Source organism: Micromonospora sp. DT43 (assembly GCF_049841645.1).
GTDB lineage: Bacteria > Actinomycetota > Actinomycetes > Mycobacteriales > Micromonosporaceae > Micromonospora.
The window spans coordinates 229,126-247,915 of sequence record NZ_JBNCKR010000010.1; the positions used below are offsets into that span (position 1 = coordinate 229,126).

Sequence of the window (18,790 nt, forward strand, 5' to 3'; positions counted from 1 at the left end):
AGAGGTAATCGATGGACGTGGAGGTCCTAAATGACAACGCCACGACTCGGCAGCATTCTGCTCGGTTCGGCCGACCCGGAACGGCTGCGCGCCTGGTACATCAAGGCGTTCGAACCGCTGCAGCAACCGTCCGGCTTTCTCGACTTCGACGGGTTCGACGTGCTCGTGGACAGTCGCGACGACGTCGCAGCGACGACGGTGGAACCCGGGCGCGTCATCCTCAACTTCGAGGTCACGGATGCCCGCAGGGCGGCCGCACACCTAGACGGTATGGGCGTGTCCTGGGTCGCGCCGCTGGAGGAGCGTAAGGATGGCCTGTTCGGCACACTGCTGGACCCGGACGGCAACTACGTGCAGATCATCGAGCTCAACGCGGAGTACCTCGCCGCCGCCCGCGGTGGCTCCGGGATGCTCGCGGGCGCGGTGGCGTTCAACGGGTTCTCGGTGGACGACATCCCTCGTGCGCAGGAGTTCTACCGCGACACGCTCGGGATCCCGGTGACCGAGGAGTACGGCATGCTGCACCTGCATGTCGGCGGCAACCGAGAGATCCTGGTATACCCCAAGCCGAACCACGAGCCAGCCACCTACACGATGCTCAACTTCCCGGTCGATGACATTGACGCGGCGGTGGCCTGGCTGCGTGAGCGCGGCGTGGAGATGGAAAAGTTCGACGGCGTCGACGACGACGGCGTGTTCCGGGGGGGCGGGCCGCTGATCGCCTGGTTCCGTGACCCGGCCGGCAACATCATGTCGGTCATCAAGGAGTGAAACCCGCCCGTGGGTGAGTGCCGCAGCAAGGTGCGGCTGAGCCGCACGGAGGAAGGTGAAGCAGCGCTCCGGCGGGCGCGAGAATTCGGATACCGGGCGGTTCGCGTCTCTCGATGGCGCACTGCCCGAAAGGGACTCTCACACGACGTCCCCTGGACCGAGGCCTTGAGGAGGACGCGATGGAGCTCACCGAGCTACCGACGCAGATCGAACTGGTTCACCGGGCGTCGAAACTGGCGCCTGTAATGACCGAGCACGCCGGCTGGAACGAGGAGAACCGCCGGGTCCATGACGCGGTCGTCGAGGCGCTGACCGACGCCGGGATGTTCCGGCTCCGGGTGCCGGTGACCAACGGCGGCTACGAGAGCGACGCGACCACCATGGTCGCGGTGGCCACCGAGCTGGCGAAGGCCGACGCCTCCGCGGCCTGGACCGTCGCGGTCAACTGGATCACCACGTGGATGGCCGCGCTGTTCCCGCCGGAGGTGCGCGACGAGGTCTTTGCCGACGCTGACCTGCGCATGTGCGGCACCCTGAGCCCGTCGGCGACGGCCGCACCCGTCGACGGCGGTTTCCTCGTGAACGGGAAGTGGGGCTTCGTCAGCGGCGCCCCGCACAGCCAGTGGCAGGTCCTGGTGGCCATGGCCCCGGGCCCTGGGGGCGACCCGTGGCCGGTGATGGCCCTCGCCCCGCTGTCGGACCTGCTGGTCGTGGATGACTGGCACACCTCGGGCCTGCGCGGGACGGGCAGCGTCACCACGGTGGCGGACAACGTGTTCGTCCCGGCCGCGAGGGTTGTGCCGCTGGTATCCGCGCTTCCCGACGGCTACGCGTCGGGTCGCTCCGGCATCTACGGCGCTCCGCTCGTGGCGACCGCGGCTGCCTCAGTGACCGGCCTCGCCGTCGGAATGGCCCGGGCGGCCGTCGACCAGTTCCGCCAGCGGATAGGGCAGCGGGGCATCACGTACACCTCGTACGCCTCGCAGGCGGAGGCGCCGGTGACCCACCTCAAGCTCGCCGACGCCGTCGTGCGCGCCGACGAGGCCGAGTTCCACGCGCAGCGGCTGGCCGGGCAGACGGACGCCAAGAACGCCGCCGCGGACCCCTGGACGGTCGAGGACCGTGCCCGCGCCCGGGTCGACATGGGACGTGCCTGCCGCCTGGCCCAAGAGTCCGTGGACATCCTGCGCCGAGCCAGCGGCGGCTCCTCCATCTATGCGAGCGTGCCGATCCAGCAGATCGCCCGCGACATCGACGCGATGAACATGCACGCCCTGATGCAGCCCGAGACCAACCTCGAGCTGTACGGCCGCGTGCTGAGCGGGCTCGAACCGGACACTTTGTATCTGTAGGTCGATCGCGGCTGTCGGGCTGGTCTCGGCGAGCATGAACACCAGTCGTAGGCCTTCCTTCAACGCCCAAGCTCGGTGCAGGCGAGTTTGGCCTGCTGGGCGTCGGTGAGGTTGTCCGGGCTCTTCCACAACGCCCGGCGGGTGTTTTTCAATTGGCGGGCCGCGCCGACGGCGACGCCGCGACGGCCGGCGCCACGGCCGATGGCGTCGTTCCACGCTTGGCGGCGAACCCTGTCCGCGGCGTGGGTGGCCCAGGCCACGACGTGGAACGCATCAGCGCAGCGCGCGGCGTTCGGGCAGCGCCGTCGGATAACGGTGGTGATCCAGTCAGCACCGTCGGCGGACACGTGCGCGTTCTTCGCGGCCCGCTCAGGGCCGAGCAGGTCGAAGAACGCGGTGAGGGTGGCCGCGTTCTTGCCGGGCGCGGCCCAGACCAACCAGCCGGTGTCATCATCGACCACCACGGTCGGATAGCGGTGGCCGTTCTTGTAGCTGACCTCGTCGATGCCGACGCGGCGCAGCCCTTCAAGGCGGTCCACCGCGGCACCGGTGTCGGCCGATACCCTGTGTGGCAACAGATCTGCGTGTTCGTCTGTCTATAGTGGGCAAATGGCGGCGGCGGTTCCTCGCCGAACACCTCGACGGCCTGATCGACGAGCAACGTCCCGGCCTGCCGCCCTCGATCGCCTTGACAAGGTCGAAGAAGTCGTCGTGGCGACCCTCGAGCAGACCCCGCGTAACGCCACCCACTGGTCGCGGACGTCGATGGCCGAGAAGTCGGGGCTTTCGAAGGTGAACCGCCCCGAGTCTGGTGGAGTCCGCGTGGGCCACCAACGACGCGCCCAACCACCCACAGACACGTCACACGACCCGTTTCATGCAGCCGAGGCACCACCGGGGACAGCGTTGAGCCGCTCCGCGGAGAAACACACGGAGCGGCCCGGTCGAGCGGTTATTTGATCGCCAGTGGGTTGATCGGCGACGCCACCGCCCGGCTCACCTTCAGCGGAGGTGCCGCGAAGAAGAACTCCCAGACACCGTCGTTCTCGCAGTCGGCCGCGAGTTCCTCGAAGTCCAGGATCTCCCCGAGCGTCATGCCCATGTCCCGGATGAGAACCATGTGGACGGTCAGCAGCGCGTCAGGGTTCTCGCCCGGAAGCACCTCGATGGCCCAGTTGTCCGAGCAGACCGCGGCGACGTCGCGGTCGCGCAGCCAGGCGCAGCACATCTGGCCGAGGCCGGGCTCACCGGCCATGAACGCGTTCCGGTCGCCGTCCCGCAGGAACTTGCGGCGCCAGCCGGTGCGGAACAACAGGATGTCGCCCGGGCCGACCTCGACGCCGCCCTGCCGCGCGGCCGCCTCGTCGAGATCCTCGGGAGTGATGACGGTGCCGCTTTCCAGCCAGTCGACGCCCTTCAGCGCCGCGATGTCCAGCAGCACGCCACGGCCGGCAATTCCCGCGCTCTGCTGGTCGATTGCGCAGTGCGCGGCGCCTCTGACTGTCACACCGCCGGCCGGGAAGCCGTTGTACATCCGGTCGTCGTAGTACACGTGCGACAGCGCGTCCCACTGCGATGAGCCCTGCAGCGCCATGAAGATGTAGTCGTCGGCGAACCGGAACCCGCCCGGGAACACCTGCTCGGCGCCTGTCTCCGACATCAGGTGGACGGGATTGATCCGTCCTCCGCCCGGCTGCGGCCCGTTCTCGTCGAGCGGGATGCCGAGGTCGAACACCTTGCCCCGCCGGACCAGGCCGGCCGCTGCCACCAGCCGCTCCGGCGTGATCAGGTTGGTGGTGCCGCGCTGGTCGTCGGGGCCCCAGCGGCCCCAGTTGCTCAGCCGCGCGCCGAGCGCCCGGAAGTCCTCTATCGTGGCCGGCTGCTGGCTCATGTCATTCCTTGATCAGTCGGCGGAACGCCCGGACGTCCTCGATGAACAGGTCCGGCTCCTCCAGGGCGGCGAAGTTGCCGCCCCGGTCGAACTCGTTCCAGTGCACGATCGACGGGAAGTCCCGATCGGCGAAGCGCCGGATCGGCACGAACGGTGCGTGCGGGAACACCGCCACACCGAGCGGCGCCTTGATCGCCGGGTACCGGCCCGTGGACACGTTGATCGGCAGGTTCTCGGCGATCTCGTAGTAGAACTGGGCCGAGGAGCCAGCCGTCCCGGTGAACCAGTAGATGCTCGCGATGGCTAGGAGGCGGTCGCGGTTCACCGCGTCCTCGGGAACGCTCGCCGAGTCCGTCCAGTCCTTGTACTTCTCGGCGATCCAGGCAAGCTGCCCGATCGGCGAGTCGGTAAGCGCGTACGCCACCGTGTGCGGCCGGGTCGCCTGGAGCTTCATCGATCCGGCGAGCTCCCGGACGAACCGGGCCGACCGCGCCAGCCGGGCACGGTCCTCGTCGTCGAGGTTGTCGAGCTCGCCCGGATCACCGCTGGGCGGGGTAGGCAGCGTGTTGAGGTGCACCCCGGCCACGTGCTCCTCGTCAACGCCGGCGAGAGTGAGCGACACACCGGTGCCGAAGTCGGCGGCCTGAGCCAGGTAGCGGTCGTATCCGAGCCGGCGCATCAGCTCCGCCCACGCCTGGGCTGTGCGCAGGTTGTTCCAGCCGGCGTTCGGGTTGGGCCCGGAGAAGCCGAACCCAGGCAACGAGGGCACCACGAGGTGGAACGCGTCTGCCGGGTCTCCGCCGTGGGCCCGGGGATCGGTCAGCGGTCCGATGACGTCTAGGAACTCCACGACCGAGCCGGGCCAGCCGTGCGTCATGATCATCGGCATCGCGCCCGGCTCAGGCGAACGCACGTGCATGAAGTAGATGGTCGTACCGTCGAAGTCGGCGGTGTACTGGGGGTACCCGTTCAAGCGGGCCTCGACGGCACGCCAGTCGAAGTCGGTGCGCCAGTAATCGACCAGGTTCTTGAGGTAGCTCGTCGGCACGCCACGCTCCCAGCCGACGTCTGGCAGCTTCTCCGGCCAGCGGGCCTCAGCCAACCGGCGACTGAGATCGTTCAGCTGCGCCTCGGGTATCTGTACGCGAAATGGCTGCATGCAGTAATGATCGGCGCGACAACCAGCAGGGTGCATCTCTTTCCTTGCCGTTGCCCGCGTCGGCGCTCGGACCCGGTTCAGCGTGAGCGGGCATTCCCGTGACCAACTCGCGACGGAAAACTCGCCGCTGCTGTCCATCCGCGACCTCGCCGGCCGTCGTACCGTGAGAGATGGATGCTGGGAGGAGTACCGATGAAATATCTCATGCTGGTCTGTGTCGACGAGTCGCTGGTCCTGCCGCCGGAGGATGCGGCGGTATCCGATTGTCCCGGGCAGTGGGCGGAGGTCGCCGGACGTAACGTCTGGCTTTCCGGCAGTCAGCTGCAGGGGGTCAGCGATGCCACCACGGTACGGGTCCGCGACAGCGAGGTGCTGATAGCGGACGGCCCGTTCACCGAGACCAAGGAGCAGATCGCCGGCTTCGACGTTATCGAGTGTGCCGACCTCGACGAGGCGATCGAGGTGGCGTCCAAGCACCCGGTCGCCCGGCACGGCGTGCTGGAGCTGCGGCCCTTCCGGCAGGGGTGAGCCAGCCCTCAACCGCGGCGCGGTTGAGGGCCCGCTCCGGCAGCGCCCTGACTCGTCACGGGTCGGCTGTGCTCATGCTTGACACGTCCCCGCCTTCCCGCGCCTACCGGTAGGCCTGGGCCTGAAGGCTGAACAGATCGGCGTAAAGCTCGCCGCGTCGCATCAGCTCATCGTGACTGCCGGCCTCGACCACCCGGCCGTCGCGCAACACGATGATCAGATCCGCCATGCGCACCGTCGAGAAGCGGTGCGAGACGAACAGGGTGATGGCCCCGGTACTGGCCCGCAGCTGCGCGGCCTGCCGAGCGTACGACTCGAACAACCGATGCTCGGCCAGCGGATCCAGAGCCGACGTGGGCTCGTCGAGCACCAGCAACAACGGCTTCTCGCGCATAAGCGCCCGGCCCAGCGCGAGCTTCTGCCACTGACCGCCGGAGAGCTCGGCACCCTCGGTGTAGCTCTGGCCAAGCTGGGTGTGCAGTCCGTGCTCCAGCCGCTCCAGGACGTCGCTGCCCTGCGCCCGATCCAGCGCGTCGATGACCGCGCCGTCGTCTCCCATCCGGGTCACGTCGCCGAGACCGACCACCTGTCCCGCGAGCAGTTCGAAGCGGACGAAGTCCTGGAAGGCCGCCGAAAGATGCCTGCGCCATGACTCGGCCGGAATCCGGCGCAGGTCGGTGCCATCGACCAGTATCTGCCCGCTGGTCGGCCGGTACAGGCCGCAGAGCAGCTTGACCAGGGTGGTCTTGCCGGCGCCGTTCTCGCCGACGATGGCCACGCTGGCCCCGGGCGGCAGGCTCAGCGACACGCCGCTCAGCACCGCTTCGCTGGTGCCCGGATAGGTGAAGTCCACGTCCCGGAGCTCGATCCCGGTGGTCAGCCGAGCCGGCGGCTCCTGGTCGACCGGCATCGGGTGGTCGACCGCGACCAGGTTCCGCACGGAATCCAGGCGGCGCAGCATGCTGCCCATCCGCTGCAGGACGGCGAGCAGCGTGACCGCCACGGTGACCTGCTGGTTGACCTGGGTGGCGAGGAGGATGACGAGGACCACGTCGCCGATCGTGCTGCGGCCGGTGATAGCTTCCCGCACGACCAGCAACACCGCGCCGACGTAGGCCAGGCCGAACAGCACCTGCCCGAGGGTCCGGACCACGGAGGCCACCCCGTACGAACGGACCAGCCCGCGGCTCGCCCGCTCCCATTCCCGCAGGTGCCGCTGGCGCAGCTCGTCGCGGAGCCGGAAGACCCGCAGCTCGCCGGCGAACCGGGCCGAGGTGGACAGCCGGAACAGGTTGAGGGCGATCCGGGTCGGCTCGGCGGTTTCGGTCTTGGCCCGGTCGATCCGCGACTCGGCCCAGCGTCCGCAGATCAGCGGCGGCACCGCAGCGAGCGGCAGTAGCAGCAGAATCGGGTTCAGGCCGGCCAGCAGGATCGCGGTGAATATCACGGCCAGGGTCAGGCCCAGCATCCCGAACAGCGACTCCAGTGCACCGATCAACCCACGGCTCTCCCGGTGCAGCACCGTCAGTTCGTCGGCGTACTCGGCGCGTTCCTGGTGTTCGATCCCCTCGGAGCCGTTGGTGAGCAGGATCAGATCCCGCACCACTTCGAGCTCGGCCAGTTCGGCCAGTTCTTGGTAGAAGATGTACGAGAAGTGCGCAAAGGTAAGGCTCACCATGGCCAGGACCGCCACCGCGACGCCGTACCAGACGGCCGCGCCTGCCTGTCCGGAGATGACCGCGTCGGTCATCATTCCCAGCACCAGAGCCAGCAGCGGGCCGCTCACGGTACCGGCCAACATCAGGCCCGTCGCCGCGATGGTCTTGCGGCGGTTCGCCCGCCAGGCCATCGCCAGCAGCCGCCAGGACCCGCTCAACGTCGTCCTCATGCCACTCTCGCCGTCTCGTCGGTGAACCGGTCGGCCTGCAACCGGAACAGTCGTGCGTACTCGCCGTCCTGGGCCATCAGCTCGTCGTGGCTGCCCTGCTCAGCTACCCGGCCGCCGTCGAGTACCACGATTCGATCGGCCTGCCGCACGGTGGAGAACCGGTGCGAGATCAACAACGTTGTGGCACCCTCCGTGAGCTGGGTGAACTCTCGGAAGAAGCCGGCCTCGGCGCGGACGTCCAGGCTGGCTGTGGGCTCGTCGAGCACCAGGATCGAGGCGCCGTGGCGCAGGCCGAACAGCGCCCGAGCCAATGCGATCCGCTGCCACTGCCCCCCGGACAGGTCGGCACCGTCCACGAGGTGCCGGGCCAACAGGGTCTCCATGCCGCGCGGCAGCGTGTCGAGCACCTCGTGCAGGTTCACCGCCTCGATCGCGGACCGGATCCCGGCCCGGTCGTCCAGGTGCTCCACCGCGCCGAAGCCGACGTTGTCGGCGGCCGACACCTCGAACCGGGCGAACTCCTGGAAGGTGACCCCGAGCCGGGCCCGCCACTCGTGCAGCTCGTATGAGCGGATGTCGACGCCGTCCAGCCGGATCGTGCCCGAGGTCGGCTCGTACAACCGGGCGAGCAGCTTGACCAGCGTGGTCTTGCCGGCGCCGTTCACGCCAACCAGGGCCGTACACTGACCGATCGGGATGGTGAGGTCCAGGTCCTCGAAGATCATCCGGTCGTCGCCCGGATAGTGGAAGCTCACCCGGTCGAAGTGGATCGCCCCGGTCGGCGGGGCGGGCGGCGCCGCCTCGTCCCGCACAGCCTGCCCGGCGACTCCCTCGCGGAAGAGCTTGACCTTTTGGTAGGCGTGCATGCCGAGGGCGGTCTGCAGGTCCGACTCCGGCCAGTACTCGCCCAGCCGCAGCGCGCCGAGTGCCGCCTGCATGACCATCGCGAACCCGGTCAGGGTCAGCCCGGCCGTCACATCCGTCGCGGACCGGCCCGCGAAGGCGAACACCGCGCCGGCAATGACCAGGCCAACAGCAGTGACCCGGATGAACTGCCACAGATAGATCCGCCGGCGCGCCTCCCACACCAGCACCAGCCATTCGAGGAAGCTCTGGCGCCAGAAATCCACGAAGAAGTTGTGCAGCCCGAAGACGCGCATCTCCTTGGCCGAACCCGCCGCAGTGGCCACCTCACGCAGGTAGTCGTTCCTCAGCTCCTGCGGGTCGAGCAGGAACCGCTCCTCGGCGAACTTCCGCAGGCCACCGCGCTGTCCGTAACGCTGCAGCACCACGGCAGCGGCCAGCGCCGCCGCGGCGGGCCACGACAGCACCACGCCGACCACCACGGCATACCCGGCCAACTGTGTGTAGCGCCCGATCAGGGCGAGTAGGCCGGCCACGGCCTCGCCAGGGCTGAACAGCCAGTTCTCCAGCTCCCGGGCGGCCACCCGAAGGTGCTCCACCAGGCTTGGGTCCTCCAAGGGGCCGATCCCCGCAGTCCTGGTCGCGATCGACATCAGCTCGTCGCTGACCAGGCCGTCGATGCGCCGCGCCACGAGCTTGCCGAGCAATTCCTGCACCGGTGCGATGATCTGCTGTCCGACGAACGCCGCCGCGGCCAGTAGGAAGGCGGTCACCAGGTCGTCCCACTCTGGCGATCCCAGGCCGGCGATGACCGCGGCCGGCACCTTGCCAAGCAGGATCGAGGAGGCCACCACGAACGCCGGCGGCAACAGACCAACGACCAGGTTGACCAGCACGATGGTTACGATCATCGGGGCGCCGGCGCGACCGGCCAGTCGGGCGATCTCCAGCCGGTCCCGGGTCAGCCGGACCAGGGTCTGCAGGCGGTTCTCCGGCGTCATCGCGTCCCTCCTGCGACGAGGGCGCAGCTGAGCAGGGTCCTGCGGTCACAGTTCGGAATGATGACGCTGCACGTGTACTGACCTGTCACCGGTCCTCCAGTTCGGAGATCGTGGGTATTCAGGAGAACGACGAACGCGGAGCCCGCAAATGGACAACTGGATCCGCCCATCCCGGAGCGGACCCGGAGCGGGCGCCCGGACGCCGGCGTCCCAGAGCCGCCGGAAGGCGGGGCGGATGTGCTCCTCGTAGGTCGTTCCATCGGGGACCGACAGCATGAAATGCGCCGACACCCTGAGGTCCTTCTCGGCACCCCCAATACCGCAGCAGCCCGTTGGCGTGCATCGGCACAGTTTCTCCCGATATCGCGAATGGCGGGAATGGGGCACGTCCACGCCGAGCGCGGTGTGCCCGTGACAGGTCGCCGCCTCATCATGTGCCGGGCCGTGCCGACGGTTCATCTTCAGAACTGCGCAGAAGGCGCTTCCCCCTCGCCGCCAACGCCATCAACCATTCATGGGACGCGATGCGCGCCGCCCCGGTGCCGAACGGCGGGGCCATCGGCGGCATGCCGGCGCTCAGGGGCCCGGCGGCCACGCCCCCGTCCCGGCGCCGGTCATCTCGTCCATCCGACGGCTCAGGTAACGGCGCTCAGCCTCGTTGCCGGTGAGCCCGAGCGCACGCCGGTAACTCGCGGCGGCGTCTCCCCGGCGGCCGAGGCGGCGCAGTAGGTCGGCGCGCAGCGCCGGCAACAAGTGATAGTCGCGCAGCTGGTCGGAGGCGTCCAGGGCATCGACCAGCCGCAGGGCCGCCTCCGGACCATCGACCATGGCTACGGCGACCGCCCGGTTCAGCTCCACCACCGGTGAGGGGGTCAGCTCCGCGAGGCGTCCGTACAGGGCGACTATCCGCGCCCAGTCGGTGGCCGCGGCACAGGACACCTCGGCGTGACAGGCCGCGATGGCGGCCTGGACCTGGTATGGGCCGATCCGCTGGCTGCCCAGCCCATCCAGTAGGCCGATCGCTTCGTCGATCTCCACCCGGTCCCAGAGCGAACGGTCCTGGTCCTCCAGGGTGATCAGGTCACCGTCGGCGTCAACCCGCGCCCGGCGCCGGGAGTGCTGCAAGAGCATGAGCGCGAGCAGCCCGGCCGCCTCGGGCTCGCCGGGCAACAACCCGACCAGCGCCCGGGTCAGCCGGATCGCGTCCATGCACAGCCCGTCACGGGCCAGCTCCGCGCCGCCGGACGACGCGTAGCCCTCGTTGAACAACAGGTAGAGCACCGCCAGCACCCCAGACGTACGCTCCGGCAGCAGGTTCGGCGGCGGCACCCGGAAGGGTATCGCCGCGTTGGCGATCTTCCGCTTCGCACGGACCAGGCGCTTGGCCATGGTCGGCACGGGCAGCAGGAACGCGCGGGCGATCTCCGCGGTCGTCAGGCCCGCCAAAGTACGCAGGGTGAGCGCCACCCTAGCCTCCAGCGGCAGCGCCGGATGGCAGCAGGTGAACATGAGGCGAAGACGGTCGTCCTGGATCTCTGCCCCCGCGTCGTTGGGGTCGTCCGAGCCGGTGTCGACGGCCAGGGCGGCGAGCTCCCGCAGCTTGCTGCTCTCCGTGGTGGCGCGCCGCAATCGGTCGTAGGCCCGGTTGCGGGCCACCGTCATGAGCCAGGCGCCAGGACGGCGCGGCAACCCGGATTCGGGCCAGGTACGCAGCGCCTCCACAAAAGCGTCCTGGGTGCAGTCCTCGGCCAGGTCCCAGTCACCCGTCAGCCGGATCAGCGCCGCGACGACTCGTCCCGACTCCTCCCGGAACGCGCGGACGATGACCTCCTGGTCCTCCGGGCTCAAGGTGGTCAGCCGCCCCATGAAGTTCCTCTCTCCCGAACTCCCGCCATAATGCTAACTGGCACGGATCCGGACAAGCCCGGACTACGCACTGCAGGCACCATCGGACGGGCGAGCTGCCGGGAGGCCGTGGACCCGTTGTCGGTCCGCGCGGCGCGCCACTGCTGGTACGCACGCAAATGCGAGGCAGGCCGTCGTACTCATCGCGCAATTCGAGGAACTCGTCCAGCAGCCGGAACAGGGTCTACTTGACCACCATGTCGTTCTCGGGCGTAGGTCGGCGTGGGCAGCGGTGGTGTGTCCAGGATCTGTCGGGCGGTGTGCGCCGCGGAGTGCGCCGGGACCACGCGGCCCGGCTCGGGAAGGATCCCGGGCCGGGCCGCAGCGCCGATCGGGTTACCGCATCAGCTTCTGGTCCACCGTTGGCTGGCGCCGCCGTTGCAGGTCGAGAGGACCACCTGGCTGCCGTTGGCGGTGCCGGAGGCGTTCGGTGCGAGACACAGACCGGATTGGACTCCGGTGACCGTGCCGTCGGATCCGAGGTTCCATTGCTGGTTGGTGCCACCGTTGCAGTCCCAGATGATCACCCGGGTGCCCGAGGATGTCCCGGCGCCCTCGGCGTCCAGGCATTTGGTGCCGTACACCTGGAGTTGCCTGCTGGCGGTCGACGTCCATTGCTGGTTGGTGCCGCCGTTGCAGTCCCACAACGCCACCTGGGTGCCGTTCGTCTGCGACCTGGACGGGACGTCCAGGCACCTGCCGGCGTTGACGTTGCGCAGCGGCGCGGCCGTGCCGCCCGGCGGCGGGGTGGTCGGTGGCGCGGTGGTCGGCGGCGGGGTGGTGGGATTGGTGGTGGTGTCGAAGCCGAGGAAGCGGATGGCCTGGGCGGCGTCGAACGGGATCGAGTGGCCGTAGCCCTGGAAGCTGATCGCCTCGACCGGGGCGGTGGGGCCGGTACCTCCGTAGCGGGTGCGGGTGGCGCTGGTCTGGGGGTAGTCGGTGGAGCTGGGGGTCTGGGAGACGCCCTGCACGTTGGTCCACTGCTTGATCTGCTCGCCGAAGTTGACGTAGCTCAGTGTGGTGTCCGTGGTGCCGTGCCAGATCTGGACGCGAGGACGGGCGCCGGTGTAGCCGGGGTAGGCGTTGCGGACCAGGTCACCCCACTGCTGGGGGGTCTTGGTGATGCGTCCGCCGGAGCATTCGCTGTTCCACTCCGCGCCGTTGGTGGTGGCGAAGCAGCCGAACGGGACCCCGGAGGAGCTGAAGCCGGCGTTGAACACGTCCGGGTAGAGGCCGAGCATGACGTTTGTCATCATGGCGCCCGAGGAGAAGCCACCCACGGCGATCCGGGTCGAGTCGACAGGGTAGCGGCCGCGGACGTAGTCGAGCATGGACTTCAGGCCGACGGGGTCGCTGCCGCCGTCGCGGCGCAGGGCCTGCGGGGAGGAGACGTCCCAGCACTTGCTGCTGCGGGTCACCGACGGGTAGATCACGATGAAGCCGTAGCGGTCGGCCAGGGAGCTGAGGCCGAAACCGCTGTGGACGGCCGGGCCGCTGCCTGTGCAGTAGTGCAGTGCGAGCAGCAGCGCCGGGCGGGCCGCGACCCGGTCCGGCACGTACAGGTGCATCTGCAGGTTCGTCGGGTTGGTGCCGAAGTTGCTCACCTGGGTGAGCGTGGCGGCCGACGCCGGGGTGGCGAGCGTGACCACGGCCGTCATGGTGGCCAGAGCCGTCGCCAACCCGGCGGCCAGCAGCGCGAGCCTTGTTCTCATCGGCGGTTCCTTTACAGTGAGTGCAGCGGTGGTGGGGTGGGGTGCCCGTCAAAAGGAGGCCCGGGCGCGGAACACCTGCCGCGCGTAACCCGCGGCCGCTGACCGGTCCGGTTGCGACGTCCGCCCGCCGAAGGGCGTCCTGACCAGCGCGGGCTCTCCCGGCGAGCCGTGGACGCTGATCGCCTCGCATCGACTGTGAGCGATAACATGCTGTTCGTCAAGACGTAACGTATGACGTCGGTTCAGGCGTGGGCGGCGGGTCCTCTTGAGATCAGCGATTCGGCCGTGCCATTCTTGGCCGTCGATGACCTGCCGCGCGCGGGGCTGACGCCCGTCCACTGGGCAGCCGGGACCGGACCACGGATCCCGGGGGACGGGGCACGGGGCACGAACGACGGGACGCCGGGGCCTGTCCGTCCACGAGTCCGCCGCTGCCGCGCCGCACCCTGCCGGCTGGGCGACTCACCGTCGTTCATCCGAAGGAACCCAGCCATGCACATCCCGATTCGCCGTGCGGCACTCCTTGCGGCCGTGCTGCTCGCCGCGACCGCACTCCCCGGCATCCACCCCCCGACGGCGCTGGCGGCGGTCGACCCCGCCGCCGTCGCCGTGACCGTGAACGCCCGCGCCGGCCTGGCGACGGTGCCCGACACCGCGTTGGGTGTCAACCACGCCATCTGGGACCAGAACCTGGGCACCACCGAGACGTCGGACCTGCTGCGCGACGCCGGCGTGCAGATGATGCGCTACCCCGGCGGCTCGTACGCCGACATCTACCACTGGAAGGACCACACCGCGCCCGGCGGGTACGTCGCGCCGAACACCGACTTCGACACCTTCATGGCCGGGGTCCGCCGGGTCGGCGCCCAACCGATGATCATCGCGAACTACGGCACCGGTACGCCGGCCGAGGCCGCCGACTGGGTGCGCTACGCCAACGTGACAAAGGGGTACGGCGCGAAGTACTGGACCATCGGAAACGAGAACTACGGCAACGGGCTCTACGGGTCGGCGTGGGAGGCGGACGACCACCCGGACAAGAGCGCCAGCCAGTACGCGCGGCTTGTCGTCGAGTACGCCGACGCTATGAAGGCGGTCGACCCGAGCGTCAAGGTGGGCGCGGTGCTCACGATGCCGGGCAACTGGCCGGACGGGATCACCGCCGGCAGCGACCCGGGCTCCTGGAACCAGACCGTGCTCTCCCTCGCCGGTCCGAAGATCGATTTCGTGGACGTGCACTGGTACCCGGGTGGCACCGCCGCGGAGTCGCTGACCCGCACCAACCAGCTCCCCGACGCGACCTACCTGCTCCGGCAGCAGCTCAGCCGGTACGCGGGCCCGAACGCCGACCGGATCGGCATCAGCTTCACCGAGCTGAACGTCGGCGCCGGCCAGAACACCCAGCCCGGGGCGCTGTTCCTGGCCGACGCCTACAGCGGGCTGCTGGAGAACGGTGTCTTCACCGCCCAGTGGTGGAACGTGCACAACGGCATCGGCACCGTGAGCGAGGTGGCGGGCCAGACCGACTACGGAGACTTCGGCATGCTGTCCAGCGGCGGCTGCACGGCTGACGGCTCGGTGTGCGAGCCGCCGTTGAACACGCCGTTCGCGCCGTATCACGCGCTGGGCATGATGAAGCTGTTCGCGCAGACCGGCGACCAGTTCGTGCGCGCCGGCACCGACGAGCCGCTGGTCAGCGCGCACGCCGTACGCCGCGCCAACGGCGACCTGGCCGTGCTGCTGGTCAACAAGGATCCAGGCGCGGCCCACGACGTCGCCATCGACTACGCCGGGTTCACGCCGTCGACAGCCGCGCCGACGGTGTCCACCCTCACCAACGGCGCGACGGGTATCGCCACCAGCCAGTCCGGCTCGGCGACCAACCGGACGCTGCCGCCGTACTCGTTGACGACGCTCGTGCTGCGCCCGGCCGGCGCGACCGCCGGGCGGCCGACGGCGCCCGGCCAGCCCACCGCCAGCGGCGTCACCGACCGGGCCGCGACGATCACCTGGCCGGCGGCCACCGCCGGCAGCAGCCCGATCGCCAAATACGAGGTGTACCGGCAGAACGGCGCGGTCAGCGAGCAGCTCGGCGAGACGACGGCGTCGTCGTTCACTGTCGGCAACCTGGTGCCGGGCAGCAGGTACACGGTCAACGTGCTGGCCCGTGACACGGCCGGCCGGGTGTCCTGGGCCTCACCGCCGTTGACGTTCGCCACCGTCAGCCCGGCGACCAGCGCGTGCACCGTCCGCTTCACCGCCGCCAACGACTGGGGCAACGGCTACATCGGCGGCGTCGAGATCACCAACAACGGGACGCACCCGATCGGCGGCTGGACGCTCACCTGGACCTGGCCCACCGGCTGGCAGCAGGTGAGCAGTGGCTGGAGCGCCACGTGGGAGCAGGTCGGCGCGGCCGTGCGGGTCACCCCGACCGACGACAACCGGCAGATCGCCGCCGGGACCAGCGTGAGCGCCGGCTTCGTCGGCGCGTACAGCGGGCCGAACGTGTTGCCCACCGCGTTCACCCTCAACGGCACCGTCTGCGCGACCGGCTGACACCCTGGTCCGGCCGGCCCGTTCGCCGGGCCGGCCGGTCACCCGGCCTGCGGAGCGTGACAGTGGTCGGGTCGGCGACCGGTGGGGCAGTCGACCGACCATCGTGGACGTTATGCTGCGGGAACGGCGGGGGAGAGGTGGTCGTCGTGACGCAGGCGGAATCCGAGGTCGGTCTCCAGACCGACCGGCCCAACGCGGCGAGGATGTTCGACTACTACCTGGGCGGCAAGGACAACTTCGCGGCCGACCGCGCTGCGGCCGAGATGGTGTTGCAGGTCGCGCCGTGGATGCCCGAGGCCGCCCGGCAGGGCCGCGACCTGATCGCGCGAACGGTGCGCCACCTCGTCGAGGAGAAGGGCGTCCGACAGATCCTGGATCTCGGCTCCGGGCTGCCCACCGGCGACAACGTGCACGAGATCGCGCACCGCATCGACCCCGAGGTGCGTGTCGTCTACGTCGACAACGACCCGGTGGTCTGCGCCCACGGGCGTGCCCTGCTCGCCAACTCGCCGTCGGTGTCTGTCGTGCAGGCCGATCTGTGCCGACCCGAGCAGGTGCTCGGCCACCCGGAGGTCGCCGACGCCATCGACTTCGGCAGCCCGGTCGCGGTGCTGATGATGTTCGTGCTGCACCTGGTGCCCGACGAGCAGGCCCCGCAGCGGATCGTGGCGGCCTACCGCGACGCCCTCGCCCCCGGCAGCTACCTCGCGCTGTCCCACGCCAGCACCGACGCGGACCCCGAGCTGATGGGGCGGATCTCCGCGATCTACGAGCGCGCCAACAGCCCGTTCGTGCCCCGCGGCCACGCGGACGTCACCCGGTTCTTCGGTGACTTCGTTCTTGAGCCACCCGGGCTCGTCAACATGTGGCCGTACCCCGAGCCGCCGGCCACCGTCGACGCGGACGTCGCCCGCACCGGCTACAGCGGCGTCGCCCGCAAACCGTAGGGGCACCGAAGGCCGTGGCGGGCACCGCCCGTCAGTGATAGCCGAGGAGACGGACCGCTTCCTCTCCCGCGCCCTGAAGGGCTTGGTCGGAGATCTCCGGCACCTGGTAGTGGTTGTGCCGGACGTGGTCGAGGAACCCGTGTGGCAGCTGCAGGCGGTAGTTGGTCACGTAAAACCGGAGGTCGTCGCGCCACAGCCACTCACCGTCCGTCAACACGGACGCCCCGCCGACGAGGTGTTGGCCGCTGCCTAGGACATCCAGCTCGGCACCCATGACGTCGATTAGCCCATGCCCGTGTCGTAGGTACTCTGCCACCTTCGCGGAGTCCGGCAAGGGCTCGGGAGCGAGGTGAGCCTCGATGCTTTCCGCGTAGACGGTGACGGGCTCGGGCCCCAGCTCTCGGAAGAAACCCACCGTCTTCATCGCTTGTCCCCCGACCTGCCGGGGACGTCGAAGACCTTCCATTCGCCGTTGCCGTCGAGCAGTGGATCCTGAGTCCCCGAAACCCACTTGCGGGTGCCCACCCTTGTTGTCGGAGCCCACACTCTGACTCCAAGCTCGTCGGCGATCTGTCGGCCAAGTGGCACCGCGTCGACTCCCGATGCGAGGGTGCCGGAGTAACAGGAGACAAGCCGGACGGGCTGCCCGCGATAGGCGGGGTTTCCCCTGATGGCGGCGGCGATTTGCGCCGCGTTCGTGAAATTGCCATCCCGGTGCTCGCCGGCCGCATCGATTATGCCCGGTACGAAGTATCCCTTGTCGGTGCCGTGCACGACGACGTCATGACATCCGTCGAGCGGGCGTATCTTGTCTAGATTTCGCATGGTCATGGGGTCATAGCCGATCCCGGTAGAGTGATCCGTATGGTAGACGGGGTCACCGGCAGGTAGGTGGGAATCCGGTCGCCGTTCCGGAGGGCTCGTCCGAGTCTTCGGGTCTTTCCAGTCGCGACGTTTTCCCATCGCGTCAATGGGCAACAATATCGCGGCGCGGAGCGCGTTGGCGCACCGCGCCTCGGCCGCCTGATAGAGGGCCTTCGCCTGAAGTGCGGAGGTCCAAGCCTGCTCGCGTTCCGCCTCACACAACCGAGCGGCCTGGCCGATACGGACGGCCATGGTGAAGACCGGCTCACGTTGCCCCGCCGCGTACGACTCATTGAGCCCTCGCCAGACGCCCGGCCCGTAGGTGCGCTGCCCGGTCAGACCGCAGAACTGACCGAGCAGGTTGCGGTACTGACTGTCGGCGGCCGTCGCGAGGCGCAACGCGGCCCGGGATTGCGTCTGGGCGCGCGCCAGCTCGTTGGCGAAGGCGGACAGCGCCTGTGCGCCGGCCAGGTAGGCGTCGGCCAGGGCTTTCGCCTCGTCGGGGAGTTGTGCGAGTTCGCGGTCCACGGTCGCGGCGAAGTCGCCCCGGAGGGCCAGCGCGCCGCTGTTCGCCGCGATGGGTCGCAGTCGGGTGTGGTGCCTGCGGGCCGCCTCGGCCCGACGCTGGAGATCGGCCGCCATCGCCTGGATCGAGGCCGGATCACCTGGGGTCGGATCGCCGTCGTAGAGGTCGAGGACCTGCCAGTCATCCATGTCGGCCGGTGCTCAGCCGTTGATGCCCCCGGCCAGCCTGGCGTCGAGCTCCTGGTGCTCGCGGACGACCCCGACCAGGAAGGACGACATGCCCTCCAAGCCACCGATCATGTTCTGGGCGCCGGTGGTCCACTGCTGGTAGGAGTCCTGGAAACGACCCGAGGCCAGTTGGGTGCGGAACTCGCTGTTGACCAGTTGGTCGATCATCGACTTCAGGGCGGTCAGCTTCTGGGTCATCTCCTCCTGCCCGGTGGTCAGGTTCCGGGCCGCCGACTGGAGACCCTCGTAGCCGACGCTGACGTCACTCATGAGTCTTTCCCTTCGAGGGTTGGTTGGTCGGCAACTGACTGCCGAGCGAGCTGTCGAGCTGGGCGTGACCCGCGACGACACCGTCGAGCCGGGCCGTGGCCGCCGCCACGGCGGCCACCAGGCTGGTCTGGTGCCGCGTCGCCGCCGTGGTGAAATCCTGGAGCGCCACGTCGACCTCGTTCGAGCCGGTCGGCGCGAGACGTGAGGTCTGCTGCCCGCTCGACTCCAGTTCCGAGCGTACGTTCGTCAACTGCCGGGCGGCCTCGACGACCGCGTCCCGATCAAAACCGAACCCGGTTGCCATCGCCTCGTGACCCCTCCGGAAG

At 69.3% G+C, this 18,790-nt stretch carries 15 protein-coding genes and 1 pseudogene; 5 read left to right on the forward strand and 11 right to left on the reverse strand.

The features are described from left to right. The first annotated feature begins 30 nt into the window (after positions 1-30). Together ACLQ26_RS23275 and ACLQ26_RS23280 are read left to right on the forward strand one after the other, a co-directional pair. Positions 31-771 carry a VOC family protein gene (locus ACLQ26_RS23275; protein WP_425746437.1) on the forward strand — a complete coding sequence of 247 codons (741 nt, stop codon included), beginning with the start codon at positions 31-33 and terminating at the stop codon, positions 769-771. Positions 772-950: 179 nt separating this feature from the next. Continuing rightward, the gene (locus tag ACLQ26_RS23280; RefSeq protein WP_425746438.1) at positions 951-2,123 is read left to right on the forward strand and encodes an acyl-CoA dehydrogenase family protein; all 1,173 of its coding nucleotides are present in this window, start codon (positions 951-953) and stop codon (positions 2,121-2,123) included. Here ACLQ26_RS23280 and ACLQ26_RS23285 read toward each other — a convergent pair. The 3 genes and pseudogenes from ACLQ26_RS23285 to ACLQ26_RS23295 form a co-directional block, all read right to left on the reverse strand. Further along, positions 2,124-2,689 (reverse strand): annotated as a pseudogene (locus ACLQ26_RS23285) (ISL3 family transposase); the annotation flags it as partial. A gap of 386 nt (positions 2,690-3,075) precedes the next feature. After that, the gene (locus ACLQ26_RS23290) at positions 3,076-4,014 is read right to left on the reverse strand and encodes a cyclase family protein (protein WP_425746439.1); all 939 of its coding nucleotides are present in this window, start codon (positions 4,012-4,014) and stop codon (positions 3,076-3,078) included. A 1-nt stretch (position 4,015) separates the two neighbouring features. Beyond that, entirely contained in the window at positions 4,016-5,173 is a 1,158-nt protein-coding gene (locus ACLQ26_RS23295) for an epoxide hydrolase family protein (RefSeq protein WP_425746440.1), read from the reverse strand. A 192-nt stretch (positions 5,174-5,365) separates the two neighbouring features. Here ACLQ26_RS23295 and ACLQ26_RS23300 point away from each other — a divergent pair, with 192 nt between their 5' ends. After that, on the forward strand, positions 5,366-5,701 hold the full coding sequence (locus ACLQ26_RS23300; protein ID WP_425746441.1) for a YciI family protein: 336 nt from the start codon (positions 5,366-5,368) through the stop codon (positions 5,699-5,701). Between the two features lie 103 nt (positions 5,702-5,804). Here ACLQ26_RS23300 and ACLQ26_RS23305 read toward each other — a convergent pair whose 3' ends face one another. The 4 genes from ACLQ26_RS23305 to ACLQ26_RS23320 all read right to left on the reverse strand — a co-directional run bounded on the left by ACLQ26_RS23305 (position 5,805) and on the right by ACLQ26_RS23320 (position 13,071). Then, the gene (locus tag ACLQ26_RS23305; RefSeq protein WP_425746442.1) at positions 5,805-7,589 is read right to left on the reverse strand and encodes an ABC transporter ATP-binding protein; all 1,785 of its coding nucleotides are present in this window, start codon (positions 7,587-7,589) and stop codon (positions 5,805-5,807) included. After that, positions 7,586-9,454, reverse strand: coding sequence for an ABC transporter ATP-binding protein (locus ACLQ26_RS23310; RefSeq protein ID WP_425746443.1), 1,869 nt, complete (start codon positions 9,452-9,454; stop codon positions 7,586-7,588). Before ACLQ26_RS23310 ends, ACLQ26_RS23305 begins: the two co-directional genes overlap by 4 nt. 576 nt (positions 9,455-10,030) lie before the next feature. Then, on the reverse strand, positions 10,031-11,320 hold the full coding sequence (locus ACLQ26_RS23315; protein ID WP_425746444.1) for an RNA polymerase sigma factor: 1,290 nt from the start codon (positions 11,318-11,320) through the stop codon (positions 10,031-10,033). A gap of 383 nt (positions 11,321-11,703) precedes the next feature. Next, on the reverse strand, positions 11,704-13,071 hold the full coding sequence (locus ACLQ26_RS23320; protein ID WP_425746445.1) for an extracellular catalytic domain type 1 short-chain-length polyhydroxyalkanoate depolymerase: 1,368 nt from the start codon (positions 13,069-13,071) through the stop codon (positions 11,704-11,706). Positions 13,072-13,563: 492 nt separating this feature from the next. Here ACLQ26_RS23320 and ACLQ26_RS23325 point away from each other — a divergent pair, with 492 nt between their 5' ends. Continuing rightward, positions 13,564-15,630, forward strand: coding sequence for a cellulose binding domain-containing protein (locus ACLQ26_RS23325; protein ID WP_425746446.1), 2,067 nt, complete (start codon positions 13,564-13,566; stop codon positions 15,628-15,630). A 146-nt stretch (positions 15,631-15,776) separates the two neighbouring features. Continuing rightward, positions 15,777-16,577 (forward strand): SAM-dependent methyltransferase, encoded by an 801-nt coding sequence (locus tag ACLQ26_RS23330; RefSeq protein WP_425746447.1) that lies wholly within the window; start codon positions 15,777-15,779, stop codon positions 16,575-16,577. A 31-nt stretch (positions 16,578-16,608) separates the two neighbouring features. On the opposite strand, the gene ACLQ26_RS23335 is transcribed toward ACLQ26_RS23330, so the two are convergent. The 4 genes from ACLQ26_RS23335 to ACLQ26_RS23350 are packed head-to-tail and all read right to left on the reverse strand — an operon-like array spanning position 16,609 to position 18,768. Then, the gene (locus ACLQ26_RS23335) at positions 16,609-17,001 is read right to left on the reverse strand and encodes a hypothetical protein (RefSeq protein ID WP_425746448.1); all 393 of its coding nucleotides are present in this window, start codon (positions 16,999-17,001) and stop codon (positions 16,609-16,611) included. Next, positions 16,998-18,155 (reverse strand): hypothetical protein, encoded by a 1,158-nt coding sequence (locus tag ACLQ26_RS23340; protein WP_425746449.1) that lies wholly within the window; start codon positions 18,153-18,155, stop codon positions 16,998-17,000. Before ACLQ26_RS23340 ends, ACLQ26_RS23335 begins: the two co-directional genes overlap by 4 nt. Positions 18,156-18,167: 12 nt before the next feature. Beyond that, positions 18,168-18,464 (reverse strand): WXG100 family type VII secretion target, encoded by a 297-nt coding sequence (locus tag ACLQ26_RS23345; protein WP_425746450.1) that lies wholly within the window; start codon positions 18,462-18,464, stop codon positions 18,168-18,170. Then, positions 18,457-18,768 carry a hypothetical protein gene (locus ACLQ26_RS23350; protein ID WP_425746451.1) on the reverse strand — a complete coding sequence of 104 codons (312 nt, stop codon included), beginning with the start codon at positions 18,766-18,768 and terminating at the stop codon, positions 18,457-18,459. Before ACLQ26_RS23350 ends, ACLQ26_RS23345 begins: the two co-directional genes overlap by 8 nt. Positions 18,769-18,790 lie beyond the last annotated feature (22 nt).